The 19,458-nt window shown below is 72.2% G+C and carries 20 protein-coding genes; 3 read left to right on the top strand and 17 right to left on the bottom strand.

Features of this window, described 5'->3' with window-relative positions; genetic code table 11:
- Positions 1-41 precede the first annotated feature (41 nt).
- From ACZ4UV_RS23205 to ACZ4UV_RS23240, 8 genes are all read right to left on the bottom strand, one after another.
- Positions 42-659 carry a hypothetical protein gene (locus tag ACZ4UV_RS23205; protein ID WP_467840298.1) on the bottom strand — a complete coding sequence of 206 codons (618 nt, stop codon included), beginning with the start codon at positions 657-659 and terminating at the stop codon, positions 42-44.
- 25 nt (positions 660-684) lie between these two features.
- Positions 685-1,203: a DUF6114 domain-containing protein gene (locus ACZ4UV_RS23210; RefSeq protein ID WP_467840301.1), complete on the bottom strand. Its 519-nt coding sequence runs from the start codon at positions 1,201-1,203 to the stop codon at positions 685-687.
- Between the two features lie 72 nt (positions 1,204-1,275).
- Positions 1,276-1,899 (bottom strand): DUF6230 family protein, encoded by a 624-nt coding sequence (locus ACZ4UV_RS23215; protein WP_451017127.1) that lies wholly within the window; start codon positions 1,897-1,899, stop codon positions 1,276-1,278.
- 178 nt (positions 1,900-2,077) lie between these two features.
- The gene (locus ACZ4UV_RS23220) at positions 2,078-3,220 is read right to left on the bottom strand and encodes an LLM class flavin-dependent oxidoreductase (protein ID WP_451017128.1); all 1,143 of its coding nucleotides are present in this window, start codon (positions 3,218-3,220) and stop codon (positions 2,078-2,080) included.
- Between the two features lie 28 nt (positions 3,221-3,248).
- Positions 3,249-4,433: an SfnB family sulfur acquisition oxidoreductase gene (locus ACZ4UV_RS23225; protein ID WP_467840305.1), complete on the bottom strand. Its 1,185-nt coding sequence runs from the start codon at positions 4,431-4,433 to the stop codon at positions 3,249-3,251.
- Between the two features lie 6 nt (positions 4,434-4,439).
- Positions 4,440-4,997, bottom strand: a complete 558-nt coding sequence (gene ssuE, locus ACZ4UV_RS23230) for an NADPH-dependent FMN reductase (protein ID WP_451017130.1) — start codon at positions 4,995-4,997, stop codon at positions 4,440-4,442.
- 39 nt (positions 4,998-5,036) lie between these two features.
- Positions 5,037-6,158 carry a dimethylsulfone monooxygenase SfnG gene (gene sfnG / locus ACZ4UV_RS23235; protein WP_467840309.1) on the bottom strand — a complete coding sequence of 374 codons (1,122 nt, stop codon included), beginning with the start codon at positions 6,156-6,158 and terminating at the stop codon, positions 5,037-5,039.
- A 127-nt stretch (positions 6,159-6,285) separates the two neighbouring features.
- A complete protein-coding gene (locus ACZ4UV_RS23240; RefSeq protein WP_350760414.1) occupies positions 6,286-6,369 on the bottom strand; it encodes a putative leader peptide in 84 nt (27 codons plus the stop codon).
- Positions 6,370-6,506: 137 nt separating this feature from the next.
- On the opposite strand from ACZ4UV_RS23240, the gene ACZ4UV_RS23245 reads away from it, so the two are divergent.
- Positions 6,507-7,418, top strand: a complete 912-nt coding sequence (locus ACZ4UV_RS23245) for a LysR family transcriptional regulator (RefSeq protein WP_351487920.1) — start codon at positions 6,507-6,509, stop codon at positions 7,416-7,418.
- Between the two features lie 268 nt (positions 7,419-7,686).
- Positions 7,687-9,423 (top strand): alpha/beta fold hydrolase, encoded by a 1,737-nt coding sequence (locus ACZ4UV_RS23250; RefSeq protein WP_467840313.1) that lies wholly within the window; start codon positions 7,687-7,689, stop codon positions 9,421-9,423.
- Here the strand turns inward: ACZ4UV_RS23250 and ACZ4UV_RS23255 are convergent.
- The gene (locus ACZ4UV_RS23255) at positions 9,413-10,675 is read right to left on the bottom strand and encodes a beta-ketoacyl-[acyl-carrier-protein] synthase family protein (RefSeq protein WP_451017134.1); all 1,263 of its coding nucleotides are present in this window, start codon (positions 10,673-10,675) and stop codon (positions 9,413-9,415) included. The two genes, ACZ4UV_RS23250 and ACZ4UV_RS23255, sit on opposite strands and share 11 nt — an antisense overlap.
- Positions 10,656-10,835: a hypothetical protein gene (locus ACZ4UV_RS23260; RefSeq protein ID WP_351487929.1), complete on the bottom strand. Its 180-nt coding sequence runs from the start codon at positions 10,833-10,835 to the stop codon at positions 10,656-10,658. The genes ACZ4UV_RS23255 and ACZ4UV_RS23260 overlap by 20 nt, the downstream gene beginning before the upstream one ends.
- 318 nt (positions 10,836-11,153) lie before the next feature.
- Between ACZ4UV_RS23260 and ACZ4UV_RS23265 the strand changes: the two genes are divergently transcribed.
- On the top strand, positions 11,154-11,678 hold the full coding sequence (locus tag ACZ4UV_RS23265) for a helix-turn-helix domain-containing protein (RefSeq protein ID WP_451017135.1): 525 nt from the start codon (positions 11,154-11,156) through the stop codon (positions 11,676-11,678).
- A gap of 75 nt (positions 11,679-11,753) precedes the next feature.
- On the opposite strand, the gene ACZ4UV_RS23270 is transcribed toward ACZ4UV_RS23265, so the two are convergent.
- From ACZ4UV_RS23270 to glpK, 7 genes are all read right to left on the bottom strand, one after another.
- A complete protein-coding gene (locus tag ACZ4UV_RS23270) occupies positions 11,754-12,488 on the bottom strand; it encodes a response regulator transcription factor (RefSeq protein WP_451017136.1) in 735 nt (244 codons plus the stop codon).
- A 51-nt stretch (positions 12,489-12,539) separates the two neighbouring features.
- Entirely contained in the window at positions 12,540-13,967 is a 1,428-nt protein-coding gene (locus ACZ4UV_RS23275) for an MFS transporter (protein ID WP_451017137.1), read from the bottom strand.
- Between the two features lie 137 nt (positions 13,968-14,104).
- Positions 14,105-15,070, bottom strand: a complete 966-nt coding sequence (locus ACZ4UV_RS23280) for a HesA/MoeB/ThiF family protein (protein ID WP_467840318.1) — start codon at positions 15,068-15,070, stop codon at positions 14,105-14,107.
- The gene (locus ACZ4UV_RS23285; protein WP_467840321.1) at positions 15,067-16,056 is read right to left on the bottom strand and encodes a hypothetical protein; all 990 of its coding nucleotides are present in this window, start codon (positions 16,054-16,056) and stop codon (positions 15,067-15,069) included. Before ACZ4UV_RS23285 ends, ACZ4UV_RS23280 begins: the two co-directional genes overlap by 4 nt.
- A complete protein-coding gene (locus ACZ4UV_RS23290; RefSeq protein WP_390039529.1) occupies positions 16,053-17,282 on the bottom strand; it encodes an acyl-CoA dehydrogenase family protein in 1,230 nt (409 codons plus the stop codon). The genes ACZ4UV_RS23285 and ACZ4UV_RS23290 overlap by 4 nt, the downstream gene beginning before the upstream one ends.
- Positions 17,283-17,341: 59 nt before the next feature.
- Entirely contained in the window at positions 17,342-17,737 is a 396-nt protein-coding gene (locus ACZ4UV_RS23295) for a hypothetical protein (protein ID WP_390039530.1), read from the bottom strand.
- Positions 17,738-17,913: 176 nt separating this feature from the next.
- A complete protein-coding gene (glpK, locus tag ACZ4UV_RS23300; RefSeq protein WP_451021028.1) occupies positions 17,914-19,434 on the bottom strand; it encodes a glycerol kinase GlpK in 1,521 nt (506 codons plus the stop codon).
- Positions 19,435-19,458: the final 24 nt, after the last annotated feature.

Consider the following 19,458-nt stretch of genomic DNA (forward strand, 5'->3'; position numbering starts at 1 on the left):
CCACATCTGTTGGTCATCTCCTGCACGGGTCACACCCGGTGTCACGCACCGCGCGGGACCCGTGCCGTCGTCCGCAGCTCCGGGCCCTTGATGGACAGCCGGCCGCCGAACTGGGTGATCTGGGAGGCGGTCGCCTCGGCGAGCGTGATGGTCCGGGTGCGGGTGACCGGGTGCGAGAGCCAGCGGGGTACGGCGTCGGGGGTGACGGAGACGGTGCGGTCCGCCGGGAGCCGGCCGCCGCCGAGGCCCGTGACCCTGCCGGTCAGTTTGCGGACGTAGAGGGTCGCCACCCCGCCGGCACCCGACCCCTTGAGGGTGGAGGTGGTCGCCGGCCTCGCCCGCAGGCGCATCGCCGCACGGCCCCGGCCCGCGGTCAGATCGAGGTTGACGGCGTCCAGCGACCGTACGGTGAACTTCAGGGCGCGGACGCTTCCGGTCCCGGTACGCACCGAGACCACCCCGCGGAACCTCGCGCCGTGGAGTACGAGCCGGTCGGCGCGGAGCACGCAGGGGCCCTTGGCGGGGCGGACCGGGGGCGCCGAACCGAACCGGGCACCGGAACCGCCGCCGGGCATGTGCGGCACGTCGGGGCGCAGGAGCAATGCCACGGCGACCACGGCCAGGGCACCCGCGAGGGGCCGGGCCACCCGACCGGGCACGGGACCGGCCGTACGAGCGCGCGGGTCAGGCGTCACTGCACCCCTCCCCCGTCGCAGCCGTCACGGCCGTCGCATCCGTCGCATCGGTGGCGACCGTCGCGGCCGGCCGGTCGTCCGGCGCCGTCGACGGCTCGTCGGCCGGGGGCGGCAGCCAGGCGCAGGCCAGGGAACCGCCGACCAGACCGAAGGCCACACCGAGGAAGAGGCCGCCGAAGTTCGCGACGGGGAAGGAGACGATGGCGAGCAGGAGGGTGGCGATCCCGGCGAACACCCGGAGATGGGGGCGGCAGCACAGTGCGATGCCCAGGGCCGGAAGCAGGGTTCCGATCACCAGGGACCCGGCGCCGGAGGTGGTCGACAGGGCGAGCGGAATCCCGCCCAGGTTCAGGTTCGCGTAGGGCCAGTAGAGGATGGGCAGACCGGCGGCGAAGGTGAACAGCCCGGCCCAGAAGGGACGTTCACCGCGCCAGGTGCGGAATCTGCGCCGGAACTCCGGCGCCCTGGCGAGCAGTTCACGTCCTCCGGCGAAGGGATTGGTGATCACGCGTCCTGTCCTGGTGGATGGGGTTCTGGTGCCGGGCGGAGGAGTCGGGTCCCCGGCGTGCGGCCGCCGGGGTCAGAAGCAGGCGTGGTCGCCCTGCCGGAGCCGCACGCGCAGGCCGGGAATGCTGAACGTGCCCGCGGAGACCGCGACCGCGGTCACCCGCACGTCGTTCAGGACGGTCGACGTCGCCTGCTGGCCGACGCCGTCGGGATCGAAGAACTGCGAGTTCCGGTCACCGGACCTGACCGGGCCCTTGGTGAGGGCTCCCTGGGCGACGCCGATGTCGAGGCCGGTGAAGTTCCCCTCACCGACCGACTCGGCCGTCGCGTCGATGTAGAAGTTCGAGGTCTCGACCGGCCGGCCGGAACCGCCGGTGAGCCGCAGGGTCTGCGTGCCCAGCACCGGGACGTCGACGACGACGGACTGGCACAGCGTGTTGATCGTGGCATGCCGGAAACCGGAGACCACGACGGGGACGAGTTCGTGTTTCCTGGTCACGTCGACCATGCCGTAGAGGCTGAACCCACGGGCGGTCAGCGTCTCGGCGTAGAGCTGGAACTTCTGGCCGGAGATGAAGAACGAGGCGGCGAGCACTCCCTGCGCCATGGCGAGGCCGACGGTCGCGCAGACGGCGACGCCGGGCACCAGAATCACCGCGAAGCGTCTCCAGCGGGTTCTCCCGGCGCGGTGCGACATCCCGTCGTCTCCTTCGGTCGTGAGGTGGACCCGCCCATGCCGACAAGGCAGCAGATGCCCCGTTTGCCCGGTGATGGATCCTAGACTCCCGGCTACTCCGATCGACTGCACGCCAGGCCCGCCGGACGAGTGACGCACGTTCTGCTGCTCTCTTCGGGCGACCGAGGCGAAGCGGCCCTCAGGAGGCGAACGGCACCTGCGCCGACGGCGCTTCGCTCTTCCCGGCCGGATGCCGCCACACGCCCTGCGCGGCCAGCCGGGGCAGTACCCCTTCCCCGAACCAGTAGGCCTCCTCCAGGTGCGGGTACCCGGACAGCACGAACTCCTCGATGCCCAGCGCCGCGTACTCGCTGATCCGCTCGGCGACCTCGTCGTGGGATCCGACCAGGGCCGTCCCGGCGCCGCCCCGTACCAGCCCGATGCCGGCCCACAGGTTGGGGTGGATCTCCAGCGCGTCCCGCCGACCGCCGTGCAGGGCCAGCATGCGCTGCTGTCCCTCGGACTCGCTGCGGGCGAGCCCCGACTGCACCGACCGCACGGTCTCCGGGTCGAACCCGTCCAGCAACCGGCCTGCCTCGGCCCACGCCTGACCGGACGTGTCCCGGGTGATGACATGCAGCCGGATCCCGAACCGCAGGGTGCGCCCGTGTGCCGCGGCGAGCCCCCGGATCCGGGCGATCTTCCCGGCGACCTGGGCCGGCGGCTCTCCCCAGGTCAGGTACACGTCGACGTACCGGGCCGCGACCTCGCCCGCGACCGGCGAGGACCCCCCGAAGTACACCTCGGGGACCGGCTCCGGCACCCTTGCCAGCCTGGCGTCCTCGACCCGCAGGTACTCCCCGTCCAGATCGACCGTCCTGCCCTCCCACAGCCCCCGTACGACGTCCAGGAACTCACCGGTACGGCGGTACCGCGCGTCCTTGTCGAGAAAGTCCCCGTAGGCCCGCTGCTCGTGGCTCTCGCCACCGGTCACCACGTTGAGCAGCAGCCGTCCGCCGGTCTGCCGCTGGAAGGTGGACGCCATCTGCGCGGCGAGCGTCGGCGAGACGAATCCCGGCCGGAACGCGACCAGGAACTTCAGCCGCTCGGTGTGCTGGCTGACCATCGCCGTGGTCAGCCACGCGTCCTCGCACCAGGCGCCGGTCGGGGTGAGCGCCCCCACGAAACCGAGGTCCTCCGCTGCCCTGGCGATCTGGCTGAGATAGGCGACCGTCGGCGGCCGGTCCCGTCCGGAGGCCGTCGCCGGGGTGCCGTGGCCGCCGCCGACGACATGCCGGCTGTCCCCGTTGGTGGGCAGGAACCAGTGGAAGGTGAGGGACACGGGGGTCTCCGATCGAAGGGGGCGGGGGTTACAGCAGGCCGTGGCGGGGCGGCCGGGTGCCGTTGAGGACGTACCGGCCGATGTGCTGGATCTTCCAGCGGGCGGGATCGTGCAGGGTGTGGGTCCGGGCGTCCCGCCAATGCCGGTGCAGGTTGAGGGAGTCGAGGGCCGAGCGGGTGCCGGACACCTCGAAGAGCGCCCCGGCGACGGTCACGGCCGCCTCGGCCGCCTGCACCTTCGCGGCGGCCACGGCGACGGAGGCCTCGGCGGCCGACGCGTCGGTGAGGCCGGCGTCGGCCGTGTCGACCGCGCGGGCGGCCTCCCGCAGCAGGGCCTCGGACGCCCTGACCAGGACGGCGAGTTCTCCGAACCGCTGGATCAGCAGCGGGTCCTCGGCGGCGGTCTCCACCCCGCTCTCGAACCAGGGGCGGCTCCTGGTCCGTACGAACTCCGCGGCCTCGGCCAGCGCTCCTGCGGCGATCCCCACGTCGATGGCGGCGTGCAGCAACTGGGCGACCGCGCCGTGAAGTTGGGGACCCCGAAAGGTCAGATGGTGCGGCAGCACGCGGTCGGCGGGCACGGCCACGCCGTCCAGCCGGACGGTTCCGCTGGCGGTCGTGCGCTGCCCCATGCCGTCCCAGTCGTCGACGACGGTGAGCCCGGGCGCGCCCCGGGGGACGTACGCCACGTGCAGGTTGTCGTCCTCGGCGCGGGCCAGGACCGGGATCCAGTCGGCGAAGAGAGCGCCGGTGGAGTAGTGCTTCACCCCCGTCAGCCGATAACTGCCGTCGCCCTGGCGTTCCAGTCGGGTCCGGACGTCCTGGACGTGTTTCGTCCCCGCCTCGGACTGGGCGTTGCCGAGGCGGCCGCCGGCGAGCAGCTCCGCGAAGAAGAACTTCCGCTGCTCCTCGGTTCCCTGACGGCGTATCACGTTGACGTACACGAAGTGGCTCTGCGGGATCTGGGCGAGGCTGCCGTCGGCCGAGCCGAGGAGCCGGAAGATCTCGGCGAGGGTCAGGGCGTCGACGTCGGCGCCGCCGTACTCGGCGGGCACCGTGACACCCAGCAGGCCGGAGGCCGACAGACGCTCCAGCTCGGCCCGAGGCAGTCTGCGTCCGGCGTCCCGTTCGCCGGCCCCGGCCCGGAAGGCGTCGGCCAGGGCCCTCGCCACGGCGAGGGCCTCGGTGGCGTCGGCGATGACGTGGGCGGTCATCGCGGGTCAGCTCGCCGCGGCGAGGACGGGCGTACGGCCGGGCAGCGCGGCCGAGAACCGGTCGACGACCGGGACGAGCGCCTCGGCGGCGGCCGGTGCGAGGGTAAGGGTGCCGTCCTCTCCCACGGTGATGTCCTTGTCGAGGGTGAACCAGCCCTGGACTATGTGGGCGGCCCCCATGGAGTTGAGGACCGGGCGCAGCGCGTAGTCGATGGCGAGGACGTGCGCGACGGAGCCGCCGGTGGCCAGCGGCAGCACGGTCTTGCCGGCGAGCGCGTACTGCGGGAGCAGGTCGAGGAGGGCCTTGAGGACCCCGGAGTACGAGGCCTTGTAGACCGGGGTGCCGACCACCACCCCGTCGGCGCGGGCGAACAGTTCGGTCGCCTCGACGATCGCCGGGTGCCGGAAGTCGGCGCCGAGCAGGGCCTCGGCGGGGACGGTGCGGACGTCGAGCGGGACGACCTCGTGGCCCTGGGCGGTCAGCCGCTGGTCCAGGTGGCGCAGCAGGCGGCCGGTGCGGGAGGTGGCGGAGGGGCTGCCGGAGACGGACAGGACGGTGGCCATGGAGCTGCCTCTTTCGGTGGCTTCGCAGGGGAGGGAGGGTCAGGCGTGCGCCCCGGCGGCCTCGGGCTCGCCGTCGGGGAGCCGGGCCTCCAGTTCGCGGACCAGGGGCAGCACGCGCCTGCCGAAGTACTCGACCTCCTCGTGGTAGTGCAGGAAGCCGAGCAGGAAGAGGTCGACGCCGAGCTTCTTGTAGGCGACGATCCTTTCGGCGATCTGTTCCGGGGTGCCGACGAGGCCGGTGCGGAAGCCGTCGTTGTACTGGACGAGGTCCTCGAAGGTGGAGTCCTGCCACATGCCCTTGCCGTCGGCGGCGGACTGCCCGGCCTGCCTGACGGCCGCGCCGAAGCCCGCGACGGCCTCGCTGTCGGCCTTGGCGATGATCTCGCGGAGGGTGTCGCGGGCCTCGGCCTCGGTGTCGCGGGCGATGAGGAAGCCGTTGAGGCCGAACTTCGGTGCCGCGCGCCCCGCTTCGGCGGCGGACTTGCGGACGTCGTTGAGCTGTTCGACGACCCCGTCGAAGTCCTTGCCGTTGGAGAAGTACCAGTCGGAGACGCGGCCGGCCATGGCGCGGGCGGCGGTGGAGTTGCCACCCTGGAAGATCTCGGGGTGCGGGCGTTCGGGGGTGTTGAGCGGCTTGGGCTTGAGGGAGAAGTCCCGCAACCGGTAGAAGTCACCGGCCAGTTCGGTGTGGTCCTCGGTCCAGATCTGGCGCAGCGCGCGGATGAACTCCTCCGCCCGGCGATAGCGTTCGTCGTGCTCCAGCCAGGGCTCGCCGAGCGCGGTGAACTCGCCCTTGAACCAGCCGGAGACGACGTTCACGGCGAACCGGCCGTTCGAGAGGTGGTCGGCCGTGGCGCCGAGCTTGGCGAGGACACCGGGGTGCCACAGCCCGGGGTGGACGGCGGCGATCACCTTCAGGCGCTCGGTGGCGAGCAGCAGGGCGAGGCTGAAGCTGGTCGACTCGTGCTGGTACTCGGCGCCGTAGCTGGCCATGTAGCGGACCTGGCTGAGCGCGTACTCGAAGCCGTTGTTCTCGGCGAGGACGGCGAGTTCGCGGTTGTAGTCGTATCCCCAGTCGGTGCGTTGCTCGATCCTGCTGGTGACGAGACCTCCGCTGACGTTGGGGACCCAGTAGGCGAATTTCACGGGCGCGGCGGGCATGCGGAACTCCTGTTGCGGTTTTCGGGCACGCGAGAATTCACCGGGCCCGCGCGCGGTGCGGGCACGGCACGGTGAATTCAGGCGGGAAATGGAGAGGGAGGGAGCGCGACGGATCGTGGTGGGGTGATCAGGCCGCGGCGCAACAGGAGGCGCTGGAGACGCGCGCGAGGTCGACGTGGCGTCGCCGCGTGAGGTCCAGTCGCATCTTCATGTCGTCGATGGTCGCAGTCGGCGTCGACGGGCGTCAAGGAAAACCCGACCGTTCTCGCATCGCGGACCATTGAATTTCACGAACGTGTGACAGGGAAACCCTTGAACACGCCTCGAACGGCGGCGCATTCTGCCGGGGTGCGGACCGAACAGCTGGAATACATAGCGGCCGTGACCCGGCTCGGCTCGCTGCGCCGGGCGGCCGACGAACTGCGCCTTTCGCAACCCGCGTTGAGCGAGACCGTGCGGAACCTGGAGCGGGAGCTGGGCATCGATCTGCTGGAGCGCAAGCGCACCGGCGCGACGATGAGCGCGGCGGGGCAGGAACTGCTGCCACACATCGTCGAGGTACTGGAGGCGGTGGACCGGCTGCGGGTGGCGGCGGGCGAGCAGCACCGGATCAGCCGGATGGTGCGGGTCGGCACGGTCAACGCGGCGACCGTGCCGCTGCTCATCCCGGTGCTGCGGGACTTCCGGGCCACGCATCCGGTCACCCAGGTCGAGGTGGTGGGCGCACAGCAGACGGAGATCCACCGGGGGCTCACCGAGGGCGGTTTCGACCTCGGGCTGGTGAACCGTCTCGACGGCGACGACGTGCCCGCCGGCTTCGAGGCCACCGAACTGCTGCGCGGGCGGCCGGTGGTGTGCGTACGGCCGGACAGTCCGCTCGCCGGCCGGGCCGAGGTGTCGGCCGACGACCTGCTCACCGTGCCGCTGATCGCCATGCGCACCGGATATGTGATGCACCGCTATGTGCACCGGCTGCTGGCGAACCGTACCCCGGTCTTCTCGTACTCGACGGACGGGGCCGAGATGGGCAAGCTGATGGTCGCGGAGGGGCTGGGCGCGACGGTGCTCCCGGACTTCAGTGTGGTCGGGGACCCGCTGGAGCGCGGCGGGACGATCGTGTGCCGGCCGCTGGCCGGGGACGCCACCGAGGTGGTGCTGATGCTCCAGCGCAGGCGGGCCGAGTCGGTGCCGCAGGCCGCGCGGGACCTGTACGAGACGTTCGTACGACGGGCGGCCGAACTGGGCGCGGACGCCCGTTGAGCGCTCCGCCGGAAGTGCCGCGATGCGCCGTCGGCCGGCTGCGGCGCCGTCGTGTCGGGCCCGCTCGCCGAGGGGGTGCTGTCTGAACACACGTGCGGCGACAACGGCCGGCGCCCGTGGGCGCATCGTCCCGATCGCGCGGTGCGCGCACGTTTCGTCCGCTTCGCCCCCGGTGTTTCGGTACGGTGGGAGCCGCTTTCGCGGACCGGGGGCCCGGTCCGGTCCCCCGAACGCTGACAGGGCATCACGGACCGGGCAAGGAGACAGCATGCTCTCGGACTCGATCGTCTTCGGCGCCGGGGGCTTCATCGGCCGCTCCCTGGTGGCGGAACTGCTGCGCCGGGGCCACCGGGTGGCGGCCGCCGTGCGCGGTTCCGGTGACGGGCTGACGGCGTGGCTGGACGGGCAGGGCGTGGACCGTACGGCCCTGACGGTGGTCCGGGCCGACATCACCGCGCCCGGTCTGGGGCTGCCCGAGGACGGCCTGTCCGGGGTCCGCGACGTCTACAACACCGCCGCGCGCTTCGCGTTCGGCATCACGGCGGCGCAGGCGCGGGCGGTCAACGTGACGGGGGCCGTACATGTGGTCGCCTGGGCGGCGGGCCTGCCGAAGCTGCGCCGGGTGGTGCACATCAGCGGCTACCGCATGGCCGCCGCGGACGGGGGGCCGCCGGACTACCGCCGGCTGGGCGCGTACGAGGCGTCGAAGCAGGAGGGCGACACCGCGGTGCGGGCCCGCGCCGGCGAGCTGGGGGTTCCGCTGAGCATCGCCAATCCCAGTACGGTGATCGGCCCGGGCCAGTACCTCGGCCTGGCCGAGGTGGTCTCCGCGCTGTGGCAGGGCCGACTGCGGGCCCTGCCCGGCGGCCCAGGCGTCTTCCTCCCGGTCGTGCCCCTGGACCACTTCGTCCGGTTCCTGGCGGCTCTTCCGCAGGACCCCGAGACCGCGGGCCGCACCTACTGGGTGCTGGACGACTCCACCCCCGAACTGCCCGCACTGGTCGGCCTGCTGGCGGAGCACATGGGGGTGCGCTCCCCCGGCCGCTCGATCCCGCTGGGTCTGCTGCGCAGGCTGCCGCGTGCGATCACCCGGGCGGATCCCGAGACCCTGTCGTTCCTGTCGACCGACCGCTACGACACGGCCTCCGCCCGCGCCCTGTCCGCGGCGCACGGACTGTCCATGGCGCCCGTGCAGGAGGCGCTGCGCGAGTGGGCCGACGACCTGGTCGCCACGCGCTTCGGCCGCTCCGGCCCGTCCCGCCGCCCCTACGGCTTCCGGACTGTGGCGGGCACCCGCACGTGGGTGACCGGAGAGCGGCGGCGCCCCGGATACGTGCTGCTGCACGGACTCCTGCTGAGCGCCGATGCCTGGGCGGGGACGGCGGACCGCCTGGACGCGCCCGTGCTCGCTCCCGACCTGCCCGGCTTCGGGAGGTCGGGAGCGGGCGCGGGAACTCTCGACGACTGGCTCGCCGACCTGCTGCGCCCGGTGGAGACCCGGCCGGTGCTGGTGGCGCACTCGCTCGCGTGCGGCCCCGCCCTGCGCTATGCCGCGGCCCGGCCCGACCGGGTCGCGGGGCTCGTGCTGGTCGCGCCGGCCTTCCTCCAGCGCCCGACCGCCGCGGTGCTGCGCTCGCCCTTGGCCGTACCGCTGCTGCGCACGGCTCCCGCCTCCCGCCTGGCCCGTTCACTCGGTCTGTCCGAGGACCCGGGGCTCGACGCGCTCGCGCTGGACCTGCGGCGGACCGGGGCGGCACGCCGGGTGGTCGCCGCCCTGCGCGACGCCCACGGGCAGCGCGCTGAACTCGGCCGTCTGCTGCGGGAGCTGCGGATGCCCGTGGACATCGTCGTCGGGTCGGCGGATCCGCTCACCGAGCCGGTGGACACGCCGGTCACGGTGATCGAGGCCGCGGGGCACTGTCCCCAGCTCACCCGTCCGGCGGCCGTCGCGGACCTGCTGGCGTCCTGCCGGGACCGGGCCGCCACCCCGGGCACTACCTCGTGAAGGCGAGGACCACGTTGTGTCCCCCGAACCCGAAGGACGTGGACAGGGCGGCCCGGACGGGCGCCCGTCGCGGCCCGCCGGACACCAGGTCCAGCTCGATCCCGTCCGACGCCTTGTCCAGGTTGCGGACCGGCGGGACCAGGCCGTGCACGAGGGCGAGGACGGTGAAGACGGCCTCGACCGCACCGGAGGCACCCAGCAGGTGGCCGGTGGCCGACTTGCACGCGGTGACCGCCGGATGCGGGCCCACGGCCTCCTGCACGGCCCTGGCCTCGGTGACGTCGCCCAGGGGCGTGCCGGTGGCGTGCGCGTTCACGTGGTCGATGTCGGCCCCGGACAGACCGGCGTCCCGCAGCGCCGCCCCGATCGCCCGTACCTGACCCTCCACGGCGGGCAGCGTCACGTCGTACGCGTCCGAGGTGACCCCCGCGCCCGACAGGACCGCGTGCGCCTGCGCGCCGCGCGCCCGCGCGAAGTCGGCGCGCTCCAGGACGACCATGCCGGCGCCCTCGGACATGACGAACCCGTCGCGCTCCCGGTCGAAGGGCCGGGAGGCCAGGTCCGGGGTGTCGTTGCGCAGGGACAGGGCGCGCATCCGGGCGAACGCGCCGAGCGCCAGCGGGTGCAGGCAGGCGTCCGTGCCGCCCGCGACGACCACGTCCGCCCGGCCGGACCGGATCAGCAGTGTGCCGACCGCCAGCGCCTCCGCACCGGACGCACAGGCGCTGGTCGGGGCGTGCGTGCCCGCCCGGGCCCCCAGCAGCAGGCCGACCGCCGCGGCGCTGCCGTTGGGCATCAGCATGGGCACCGTGTAGGGCGAGATGGCGCGTGGGCCCCGTTGCTCCAGCCGGTCGTGCTGTTCGAGGAGGGTGAGCCCGCCGCCGATGCCGGTCCCCACGACCACCGCGAGGCGCTCGGCCTCGACCTCCGGCGCACCGGCGTCCGTCCACGCCTCCCCGGCCGCCACGACCGCGGCCGCCTGACTGCGGTCGAGGCGCCGCCGACTGATCCGGTCCAGCCGGAAGGCGGGGTCCTCGTACATGCCCCCTGCGATGCGGACGGGGAACTGCTCGGCCCAGGGGGCGTCCAGCCGGGTCACGCCGGACCGGCCGGACAGCAGCGCCGCCCAGCTGGACGGCACGTCACCGCCGAGCGGGGTGGTCGCTCCGAGGCCCGTCACCAGCACCTCGGCACTCGGGGGTGTACGCCGGCCGGCGTGGGGCCGGTCCGGCTCAGTGGTCGCGGGCAGCATGACGGGTTCCTTCCGCGCGGTGTTCCTGTCCCTTGCCTTGCGTCGCCGGCGGGAGGTTCTCCGGCGTCTCCCAGGACGCCGGGGGGAGCCCGGCCGTCACCAGCGCCATGATGGCGATCAGTAATTCCCCGGAGGTGAGAATTTCTTCGGCCCTTTCCATGCCTTTCCCAGGCTCCTCGAATATCGACCTTTCCCTTCGGTACACCTGCCCGGAGAAATCTACTCGCCCGGAACGATCCGACGCTTCACTCCTTTTCACGAGATCGGGGCAGGTCCGGGGGACCACACAAAGGACCATTAGAACTATTAACAGCCTGCCGCCTGTCCTATTTTATGCAGATAACCCGGCAGTGCCCCTCTAATGCGCTTGTTGCCGCGACGCTTGAACACCCTGCATAGTGAGGTAGTAATGCCGCAGGGGGAGCGAAACCAGCGGGACCTTGCATTATTCCACCCACTCGAAAGGAGAAGTCAATTCGTGCCTCAATACAGTGAGGGGCAGTTATTCTCGGCCATCCAGGACGTACGTGTCCTGCGCTGGCCGGTCGAGGTGCAGGAACTGGAGCAGTTGCGGCGCCGCGGAATCCTCCGGCTCCTCGTGGTGGAGAACGGCGCGACGCCGCCGGTTCCCAGCGACTCGCGGGAGGACTGGATCCGGGCGCCGGTCAGCAGGGCCGACTTCGCCGCGCGGGTCGCGGCGCTCCGGGCCAGAGCCGGCACGCACCGGATCCCCGTCCTCGACCAGGACGGGCTGCTCCGCTACGGCACCCGGATGGTGCCCGTGTCACCGACCCAGATGAACCTGCTGCAACCGCTGGTCGAGCGGTACGGCACCCTCGTGGCCCGGCACGAACTGATCGCCCTGCTCCGCGACCGGCGCGGCACGGCCAGCCAGAACGCCCTGGACCTGCACATCATGAGAATCCGGCGCAAGGTGGTCTCCCTCGGGCTGCGCGTCCGGACCGCCAACGGCCGCGGATATCTCCTCGAGTCAAGCGACTGATCTTCACAACAGCCGACCAAACGAGCCCTGTTGAGCGCCGTGCGCTCAACAGGGCTCGCGCGGAGCACCGCGGGCTCACTGGAGCGCCCGCGGAGCGCGGGAGCCGGTCCACGGGGGGACGGGCTCCGGGCAGGGCGGCACGATCAGGCCCGTACGGTAGGCGTGGATGACCGCGTGCACCCGGTTGCGCAGGTTCAGCTTTTCCAGCAGCCGTTGCACATGGGATTTCACGGTGTTCTCGCTCAGCACCAGCACCGCGGAGATCTCCGTATTGCTCAGTCCCTCGGCGAGCAGCCGGAACACCTCCCGCTCCCGCCGGGTCAGCAACTGGAATCCCGCCGCCCCCGCCGCCGGGACGCCGGGGAATTCCGCGGCCCCGGGATTCCGGCCGTCACCGCCGCCCGAAGGGTCCCGCTCCTCGAAGAAGATCCGGTAGCCGGCCGCCACGACGTGAATCGCGGACAGCAGCTGTTCCGGGGTGACCCGGTGGAGCACGACTCCGTGCGCTCCGGCCCGGAGGGCGAGCCGCGCGTCCGGACCGCCCTCGTGGGCCATGAGCAGAACGCCCGGCCCTTCGTCGCCGCAGCACGCGGACAGTTCGCCGACCAGTTCCACGGCGCCGGCGGACCCCGCGAGGACGCCGGCCAGCAACAGATGAGGTCGCAGTTCGCGGGCCTTCCCCACCGCACTCGCGAGGTCGGACACCTCGCCGACCACCTCGATGCCGCCGTCCCCGTCGAGGACGGACCGGATGCCGGTGCGGGCTATGGACCGGTCGTCCGCCAGCAGGACCCGGATCGGTGAACTCATCGCAGTCCCCTCCCGTCCCGTCCGGCCGGCAGCCCGCCGCCGGGCATGCCGTCACACCAGGTCGCCCACACACCCCGGTACCGCCGGTTCGGGATCGGCGGGGCGGCCGTCGCGGGGGCGCCGCGGTACCAGCAGGACAGCCAGCGCGCCGCACGCGATCAGGGCGACGCCGGTCCACACCGCCGGAACCATGCCGTCCGTGAACCGGTCCGCGGTGGTGAGGTCCCCGTGCGCGGAGAACACCGAGGCGAGGACCGCGATGCCGAGCACACCGCCGAGTTCGCGCAGCGCGCTGATCGATCCGGAGGCCATGCCGCGCTCCCCGGCGCCGACCGCGCTCATCACCATGTTCGCGGTGGGCGTGAAGTAGCAGGTCATGCCGAGGCCGCACAGGACCAGGGCGGGAACCAGCGACGGATAGGGGACCTCGGGCGAGACCCGGGCGGCGATCCATCCCAGTCCGAGGGCCTGGAGGGCCAGGCCGAGCGCGACGATGGTCCGGCCGCCGACCCGGTCGGAGACCAGACCCACCAGGGGCGCCACGAAGATGGGCACCGCCGTCCACGGCAGGATCCGCAGGCCCGCCTCCAGGGGTGTGTAGCCGCGCGGCCCCTGGAGGAACTGGGTGAGCAGGAAGACCGAGCCGAACATGCCGGCGAACATCAGCAGCCCGGCGGCGTTCATGGCGCTGACGGTCCGGTGGCGGAACAGCTTCATCGGGAACATGGGGTGCTCCGCCCGCAGTTCCCAGCGGACGAAGGCGATCAGGACGGCCGCCCCACCGGCCAGCGACAGCAGGACCCGCACGCTGGTCCAGTGGTCCGCGTGACCGTTGATGATGCCGAAGACGATCCCGAAGAGCCCGGCACTGGCCAGGACCGTGCCCACCAGGTCCAGGCGCGGGCTGGGGCCGTGGCTCTCGGTGAGCTTCCACCGGGCGACGGGCAGCACCAGCGCGCCGATCGGCACGTTGATCCAGAAGATCCACTGCCAGCTCAGGTGCTCCACCACCGCACCGCCGAGGAGCGGGCCCATGGCGATCGCGAGGCCCTCCACGGCACTCATCGCGCCCAGCAGGGCACCGCGCCGCCGCTCGGGCGCCGCTTCCGTGAGGATCGTCAGGTTCAGCGGCATCAGCAGCGCGGCGCCCAGCCCCTGTACGGCGCGGGCGGCGATCAGGGCGCCGATGCCGGGGGCCAGCGCGGCCCCGGCCGACGCGACGACGAAGACGCCCAGCCCGATGCCGAACATCCGCCGCCTGCCGAACCGGTCCCCGAGGGCCGCGCCGGTCAGCATGAGCACCGAGTAGGTGAGGGTGTAGGCGTTGACGGTCCACTCGAGTTGCTGGATGCTCCCGCCCAGGTCCTCGCGGATCGACGGCAGGGCCGTGATGACGACGAGGTTGTCGAGCGAGACCATGGCCACGCCCAGGCCACAGCAGAAGAACGTCCACAGCACGTTGCGTTGCCGAACACTCATGTCCACCTCCGTGGTCGCGATGGCTGCGCGGGCGCCGGCGGCACGGCCTCGCCCGGCCTGCGTCATGAGGCCGCGCGTTCGCGTCCGGTTCGTCGCCGGTGAACGCGCGGCCCGGGGTCGGTGCTTCGGGCCGGGGGTCAGGAAACGTCGCGGTCCACCGCGGCCAGGGGTGCCCGGCCCGCGCCGGAACGCCGGGCCAGCCGCAGCAACTCCGGCAGCAGCGACCCCAGTTCCACCGGCCACCGCGCCCGGCTGCGCCACCGCTCCCCGAGCGGCCTGGCCTGCTGGTGCACGTCGAGACGGACCTCGGGCCGCACCCGCTGCCCGGCCAGCAGCCGCACCACCATGTGGGAGCTGATCACGCCGAACGCCATGGCCGTGTAGGCGACCTGCGGGAAGCTGTAGTCGGTCCGGGCGTGGTTGGCCCGGATCTCGGCCAGCATGTCCGTCGGCACGCGCCGCAGCGGAACGGCCCGGCGCAGCAGGTCCCACATGTCGTAGCGGTCCGCGTCGTGCGGGCCGACGGCCCCCGCGAACGGTTCGCGGACGTGCCGGTAGTCGTAGCAGCGGACGTACTGGGTGCCTGCCATGTCCCAGCCGGTGATCAGGGGCAGCCGCCGCTGTACGGCGTGGCGGTGGAGCAGGAGCTTGGCCCGCCAGCCCTCGGGGGTCGTGACGTCCACCCCGTCGATGACCACCTGGCAGGAGGCCGTCAGTTTCCCGACGGTCTGCCGGGTGACCCCTTCGGTGCAGACCTCGACCGAGGCGTGCGGGTTGATCGCCCGTACCCGGTCCCCGGCCAGCGAGGCCTTGTTCCGGTCGAGGTCGGCGACGGTCGCCGACTGCCGGTTGAGATTGTTGAGTTCGTACGTTCCCGGGTCGGCGAGAACGAATCTCTGCAGGCCGAGCCGGGCCAGTGGTTCGACGGCGGCACCGCCGATCGATCCGCAGCCCGCCACCAGGACGGTGGCCGTGCGCAGCGCCCACTGATCGGCGTCGGTCACCACGCCGGCGTTCCGGGCGGTCAGCTCGGCGTAGAACCGGGCTTTCGCGGTGGGCCCCGCGGCCGTCTCGGGCATCCGTTCCCCGTCGCCGTTCGTCACCTGCCGGCCCTTTCTCGTGCGGGATCGGGACGGTGTCCCGTACTCGTCCTGCGTGCGGCCAGGGTGGTGATCACGGCCTGCCACGAGGCCAGGTCGCTCGTCCCGTCGAGGTAGGAGCGGACCACGTCGCGGTACCAGGCGATGTCGGCGGGCACCGGGGCGGCGAACGGCTTGGCCACGACCGTCTGCCGGTAGATCGGCGCCATGGGATCCGACGGGCACAGGTACGGCGAGGTGCCCTCGACGACGTGGAGGTCGAAGCCGACCAGCCGCAGATGGCGCAGGGCGACGTGCTCCTTGGCGTCGCCGAGGACGACGCGCACGCCGTCGCCCAGGGCGAGCAGCGCCTCGCCGATGCCGAGCATGAGGTGCCAGGGGACGCGGCTGTGCTGCTCGTCCCGTGGCATCGTCTGGTCCCGCAGGAACCGCTTGAACTCGAAGGCCTGGTGGGTGCCGAGGCCCGGCCGTGCGTACCTGCCGAGCAGGTCGATGCCGTGCGCCGCCTCCGTCGGGAACGGGGTGCGGCACGGGGAGTCCAGGGGCAGGCTCTCGGCGTCCGCCGAGCAGGCCAGTCCGACGTAGCCGCGGATCTTGCCGGAGCGCGCGCACAGCGTGACCGTGTGGATGTTCTCCACGGGCGAGTGCGGCAGTGGTTCGTGGAAGGCCGCGGCGCGGTGGACCGCGTCGGCGGAGATCCAGTTCAGCCGGAGGTACTGGGCGAGGCGGAACCCCAGCATCCCCTTGAGGTAGCGGGAGGGGAACTGGCTGTCGCGGCCCGTGACGGTGACCAGTGCGCCGTCGGGGTCCTCGACGAGGGAGAGCGGGTCGCCCCTCAGCTCCAGGGGCAGCCGGCGGTAGCCGAGCCGGTCGTGAAGCCTGATGATGTCCCGGGCGTAGCGCCGGGCGCGGGGGTCGCGGGTGGCGGCGGGCTCCGGGGCCGGGGCGCCGCGTAAGACGGGGCCGGCGGCGCGGCCGGCGGCGCTCACCACTCGTCCGTCCCGGCGTAGAGGCTCTCGGTGACGGCGAGTGCCAGGACCTCGGGGGTGCCCTCGTAGATCCGGGTGCCCAGCGCGTCCCGCATCGTCTTCTCCAGGCCGTAGGAGCGCAGGTAGCCGCGTGCGCCGAGCAGGGAGAGGGCGGCCTCCGCCACGTCGATCGCGGTCCGGTCCGCGAACAGTTTGGCCGCGGCCGGTTCGTAGACCGGCGGCGGGAGTTCGTTGTCGACCTTGTCCGCCGCCCGCAGGTACAGCATGCGGGCGGCGTCGACCCTGGCCGCCATGCCGGCCAGCTTCGCCGCCGTGAACTGCTGGTCCTTGAGCAGGCGCCCGCCCTGGACCCGCTCGCCGCACCAGGCGATCGCCTGTTCCAGGGCGCTGCGGGCCACGCCCGTGGAGATCCCGGCCACGGCGGCGCGCGCCATGTTGCTCTGCGCCATGTTGATGGCCATGCCCTCGCCCTCCGCGCCGATCATGTACTCGGCGGGCACCCGGACGTCGTGGAACTCCAGCTCGCTGCCGAGGCAGGCGCGGTATCCCATCTTGTCCGCCACGGGCCCGCGGACCACTCCGGGCAGGTCGAGGGGGACGATGAAGGAGGTGAGGCCGGTCGCCCCGCGGCTGCCCTCCATGGTGGCGAACACGGAGGCGAACGCGGCGACCTCGGCGTTGGTGATGAACCGCTTGCGGCCGGTCAGCACGTAGTCGTCCCCGTCCCGGCGGGCGGTCGTCACGTTGCGCGCGTGTTCGGCCTGGGAGGGGATGATGAGGTCGCAGCCGGCGTCCTCCTCGGTGACCGCGTTGCAGGCGAGGACCGGTTCGTCGCCCGAGAACAGCGGCAGGAAGCGGGCCTGCAGCCGCGGATCGCCGGACAGCAGGATCGGCGCCTGGCCGAGCAGGGTGGCGCCGAAGATCAGTGCCGTGCCGGGGCAGACCGCGGCCACCTCCTCCAGGGCGGTGGCGACGCCCAGCATCCCCACCCCCAGGCCGCCGTACTCCTTCGGGACCGCCGCGCGGGTGAGGCCGATCCGGTGGCCGTGGCCGACGAGGTCCCAGTCGAAATACGCGGCCGGTTTCTGGTCCATTTCCTGGACGCGGGGTTCGACGACGTTCCTGGCGAATTCCCTCGCGGCCTCCCGGAACTGCTCGACGTCGTCCGGCAGCACGTCGAAATTCAGCGCGGCCTCGGACACGGATTCGGAGAGAGCGGTGTTCACGTGCGGTGTCACTCCTTGTGCGTCGGTTCGGTGTTCGGGACAGGTCGCCCCACGACGGTTCACGCGCCCACGCCGGCGGCCGCCGCGATGTCGGGGTACCGGTCGAACGCGGGCCGCAGCATGGGCACCAGCTCCAGTACCTTGGCGACCCGGCCGCGGATCCGGAGCCGGCCCGTGGCGATGGCGACGGGCACCAGCAGCCGCCCCATCCACAGCGCGTGCGCCGTGTCGCAGGACATCCGGAGGGTGATCGCCGCGGGTCCCGCCTGCTCCGCGCCGACGCGGACACCGTGCTGCGGGGACACGAGGATCTCGCAGTCGGGCTTCGTGTGGACGAGCCGGACGGACAGCCCCTCCTGCCGGGCCCGCGCCACGAAATCGTCGTCCTCCAGCAATACGGTGAACAGACTGCTGAAGACCTTCACGGCCAATTCACTGGACGGAAAAACGGACATGTTCCCCCTTCACTCTTCGCTCGCTTCTCCGGCAAGAAAGCGCCCGTGAAAGAACGTTAGAGGCCGCCCCGACCGGCCACCACCGCGCCAACATAAGACCGAAGGGAAGCGGAAAGGACACGGAAAGAAGGCGCGGAAACCGGGTGACGGAAAACAGATAACGGAAAGGGAGACTCTCAGGGGGACCCGGGCTGCCTGATCCAGCCCAGCGACCGTTCGACGGCCCGCTGCCAGTTGTCGTACTCCGACTCCCGGTGGCCGGGGTCCATTCCCGGCAGCCACCGGGCGGCCGGGTGCCAGTTGCGGCGCAGGACCTCGAGGTCCGGCCAGTACCCCGCGGCGAGCCCGGCGGCGTAGCCCGCCCCCAGGGAGACCGTCTCGGAGACCATGGGCCGTACGACGGGCACGTCGAGCACGTCGGCGACGAACTGCATGAGCAGGTTGTCCGCCGTCATGCCCCCGTCCACCTTCAGCTCCTTGAGGGACACGGCGGAGTCGGCGTTCATGGCGTCGACGACCTCACGCGTCTGCCAGCCGGTGGCCTCCAGGACGGCCCGGGCCAGGTGCCCGCTGGTGATGTAGGAGGTGAGGCCGACGATGACGCCGCGCGCGTCGCTGCGCCAGCGGGGCGCGAAGAGGCCGGAGAAGGCGGGGACGATGTAGCAGCCGCCGTTGTCCTCGACGGTCCGCGCCAGTGTTTCGATCTCCGGCGCGCTGTTGATCAGTCCCAGCCGGTCGCGGAACCACTGGACCAGCGCGCCGGTGACGGCTATCGACCCTTCCAGGGCGTAGACCGGCTGCCGGTCCCCGATCTTGTAGGCGACCGTCGTGAGCAGTCCGTGCCGGGACCGTACGACATCGGTACCGGTGTTGAGCAGCAGAAAGCTGCCCGTTCCGTACGTGCACTTGGCCTCGCCCGGGGCGAAGCAGGTCTGGCCGAAGAGCGCCGCCTGCTGGTCGCCGAGGGCGGCCGTGATGGGAACGCCGGGAAGCTGCGCGCGGGCCTCGCCGTAGGTCTCCGCGGAGGACCGGATCTCGGGCAGCATCGGACGGGGGACGCCGAAGAACTCCAGGAGTTCCTCGTCCCAGGTGAGCGTGCGGATGTTCATCAGCATGGTGCGGCTGGCGTTGGTGGCGTCGGTGATGTGCAGACCGCCGTCGGCGCCGCCGGTGAGGTTCCAGATCAGCCAGCTCTCCATCGTGCCGAACAGCACCTCGCCGTCCTTGGCCCGCTGTTCCAGGCCTTTGACGTGGTCGAACAGCCAGCGGATGCGCAGCGCGGAGAAGTAGGTGGAGGGCGGCAGGCCGCACCGGTCGAGGAAGAACTCCTCTCCGGGGCGGACTCTGAGTTCCTCGACCAGCGGCGCCGTGCGGGTGTCCTGCCAGACCAGCGCCCGGCCCAGCGGGGTGCCCGTGCGCCGGTCCCAGAGCACCGTCGTCTCCCGCTGGTTGGCCAGGCCGATGGCGGCGACCTGGCCCGGGTCCACGGCCGTACCGCCGCCCGCGAGGACCTCGGTCATCACCCGCCGCAGGTTCTGCCAGATCTCGACGGCGTCGTGCTCGACCCAGCCCGGCCGCGGGAAGTGCTGCTGGTGCTCCCGCTGCGCGACCGACACCAGCCGCCCGCCCCGGTCGAACAGGATGCATCGCGTGGAATTGGTGCCCTGATCGATGGACATCACATAGCGTTCCACCATGATCGGGTCCGCCTTCCGATGGGT

This window comes from Streptomyces sp. NPDC028289 (assembly GCF_055565975.1).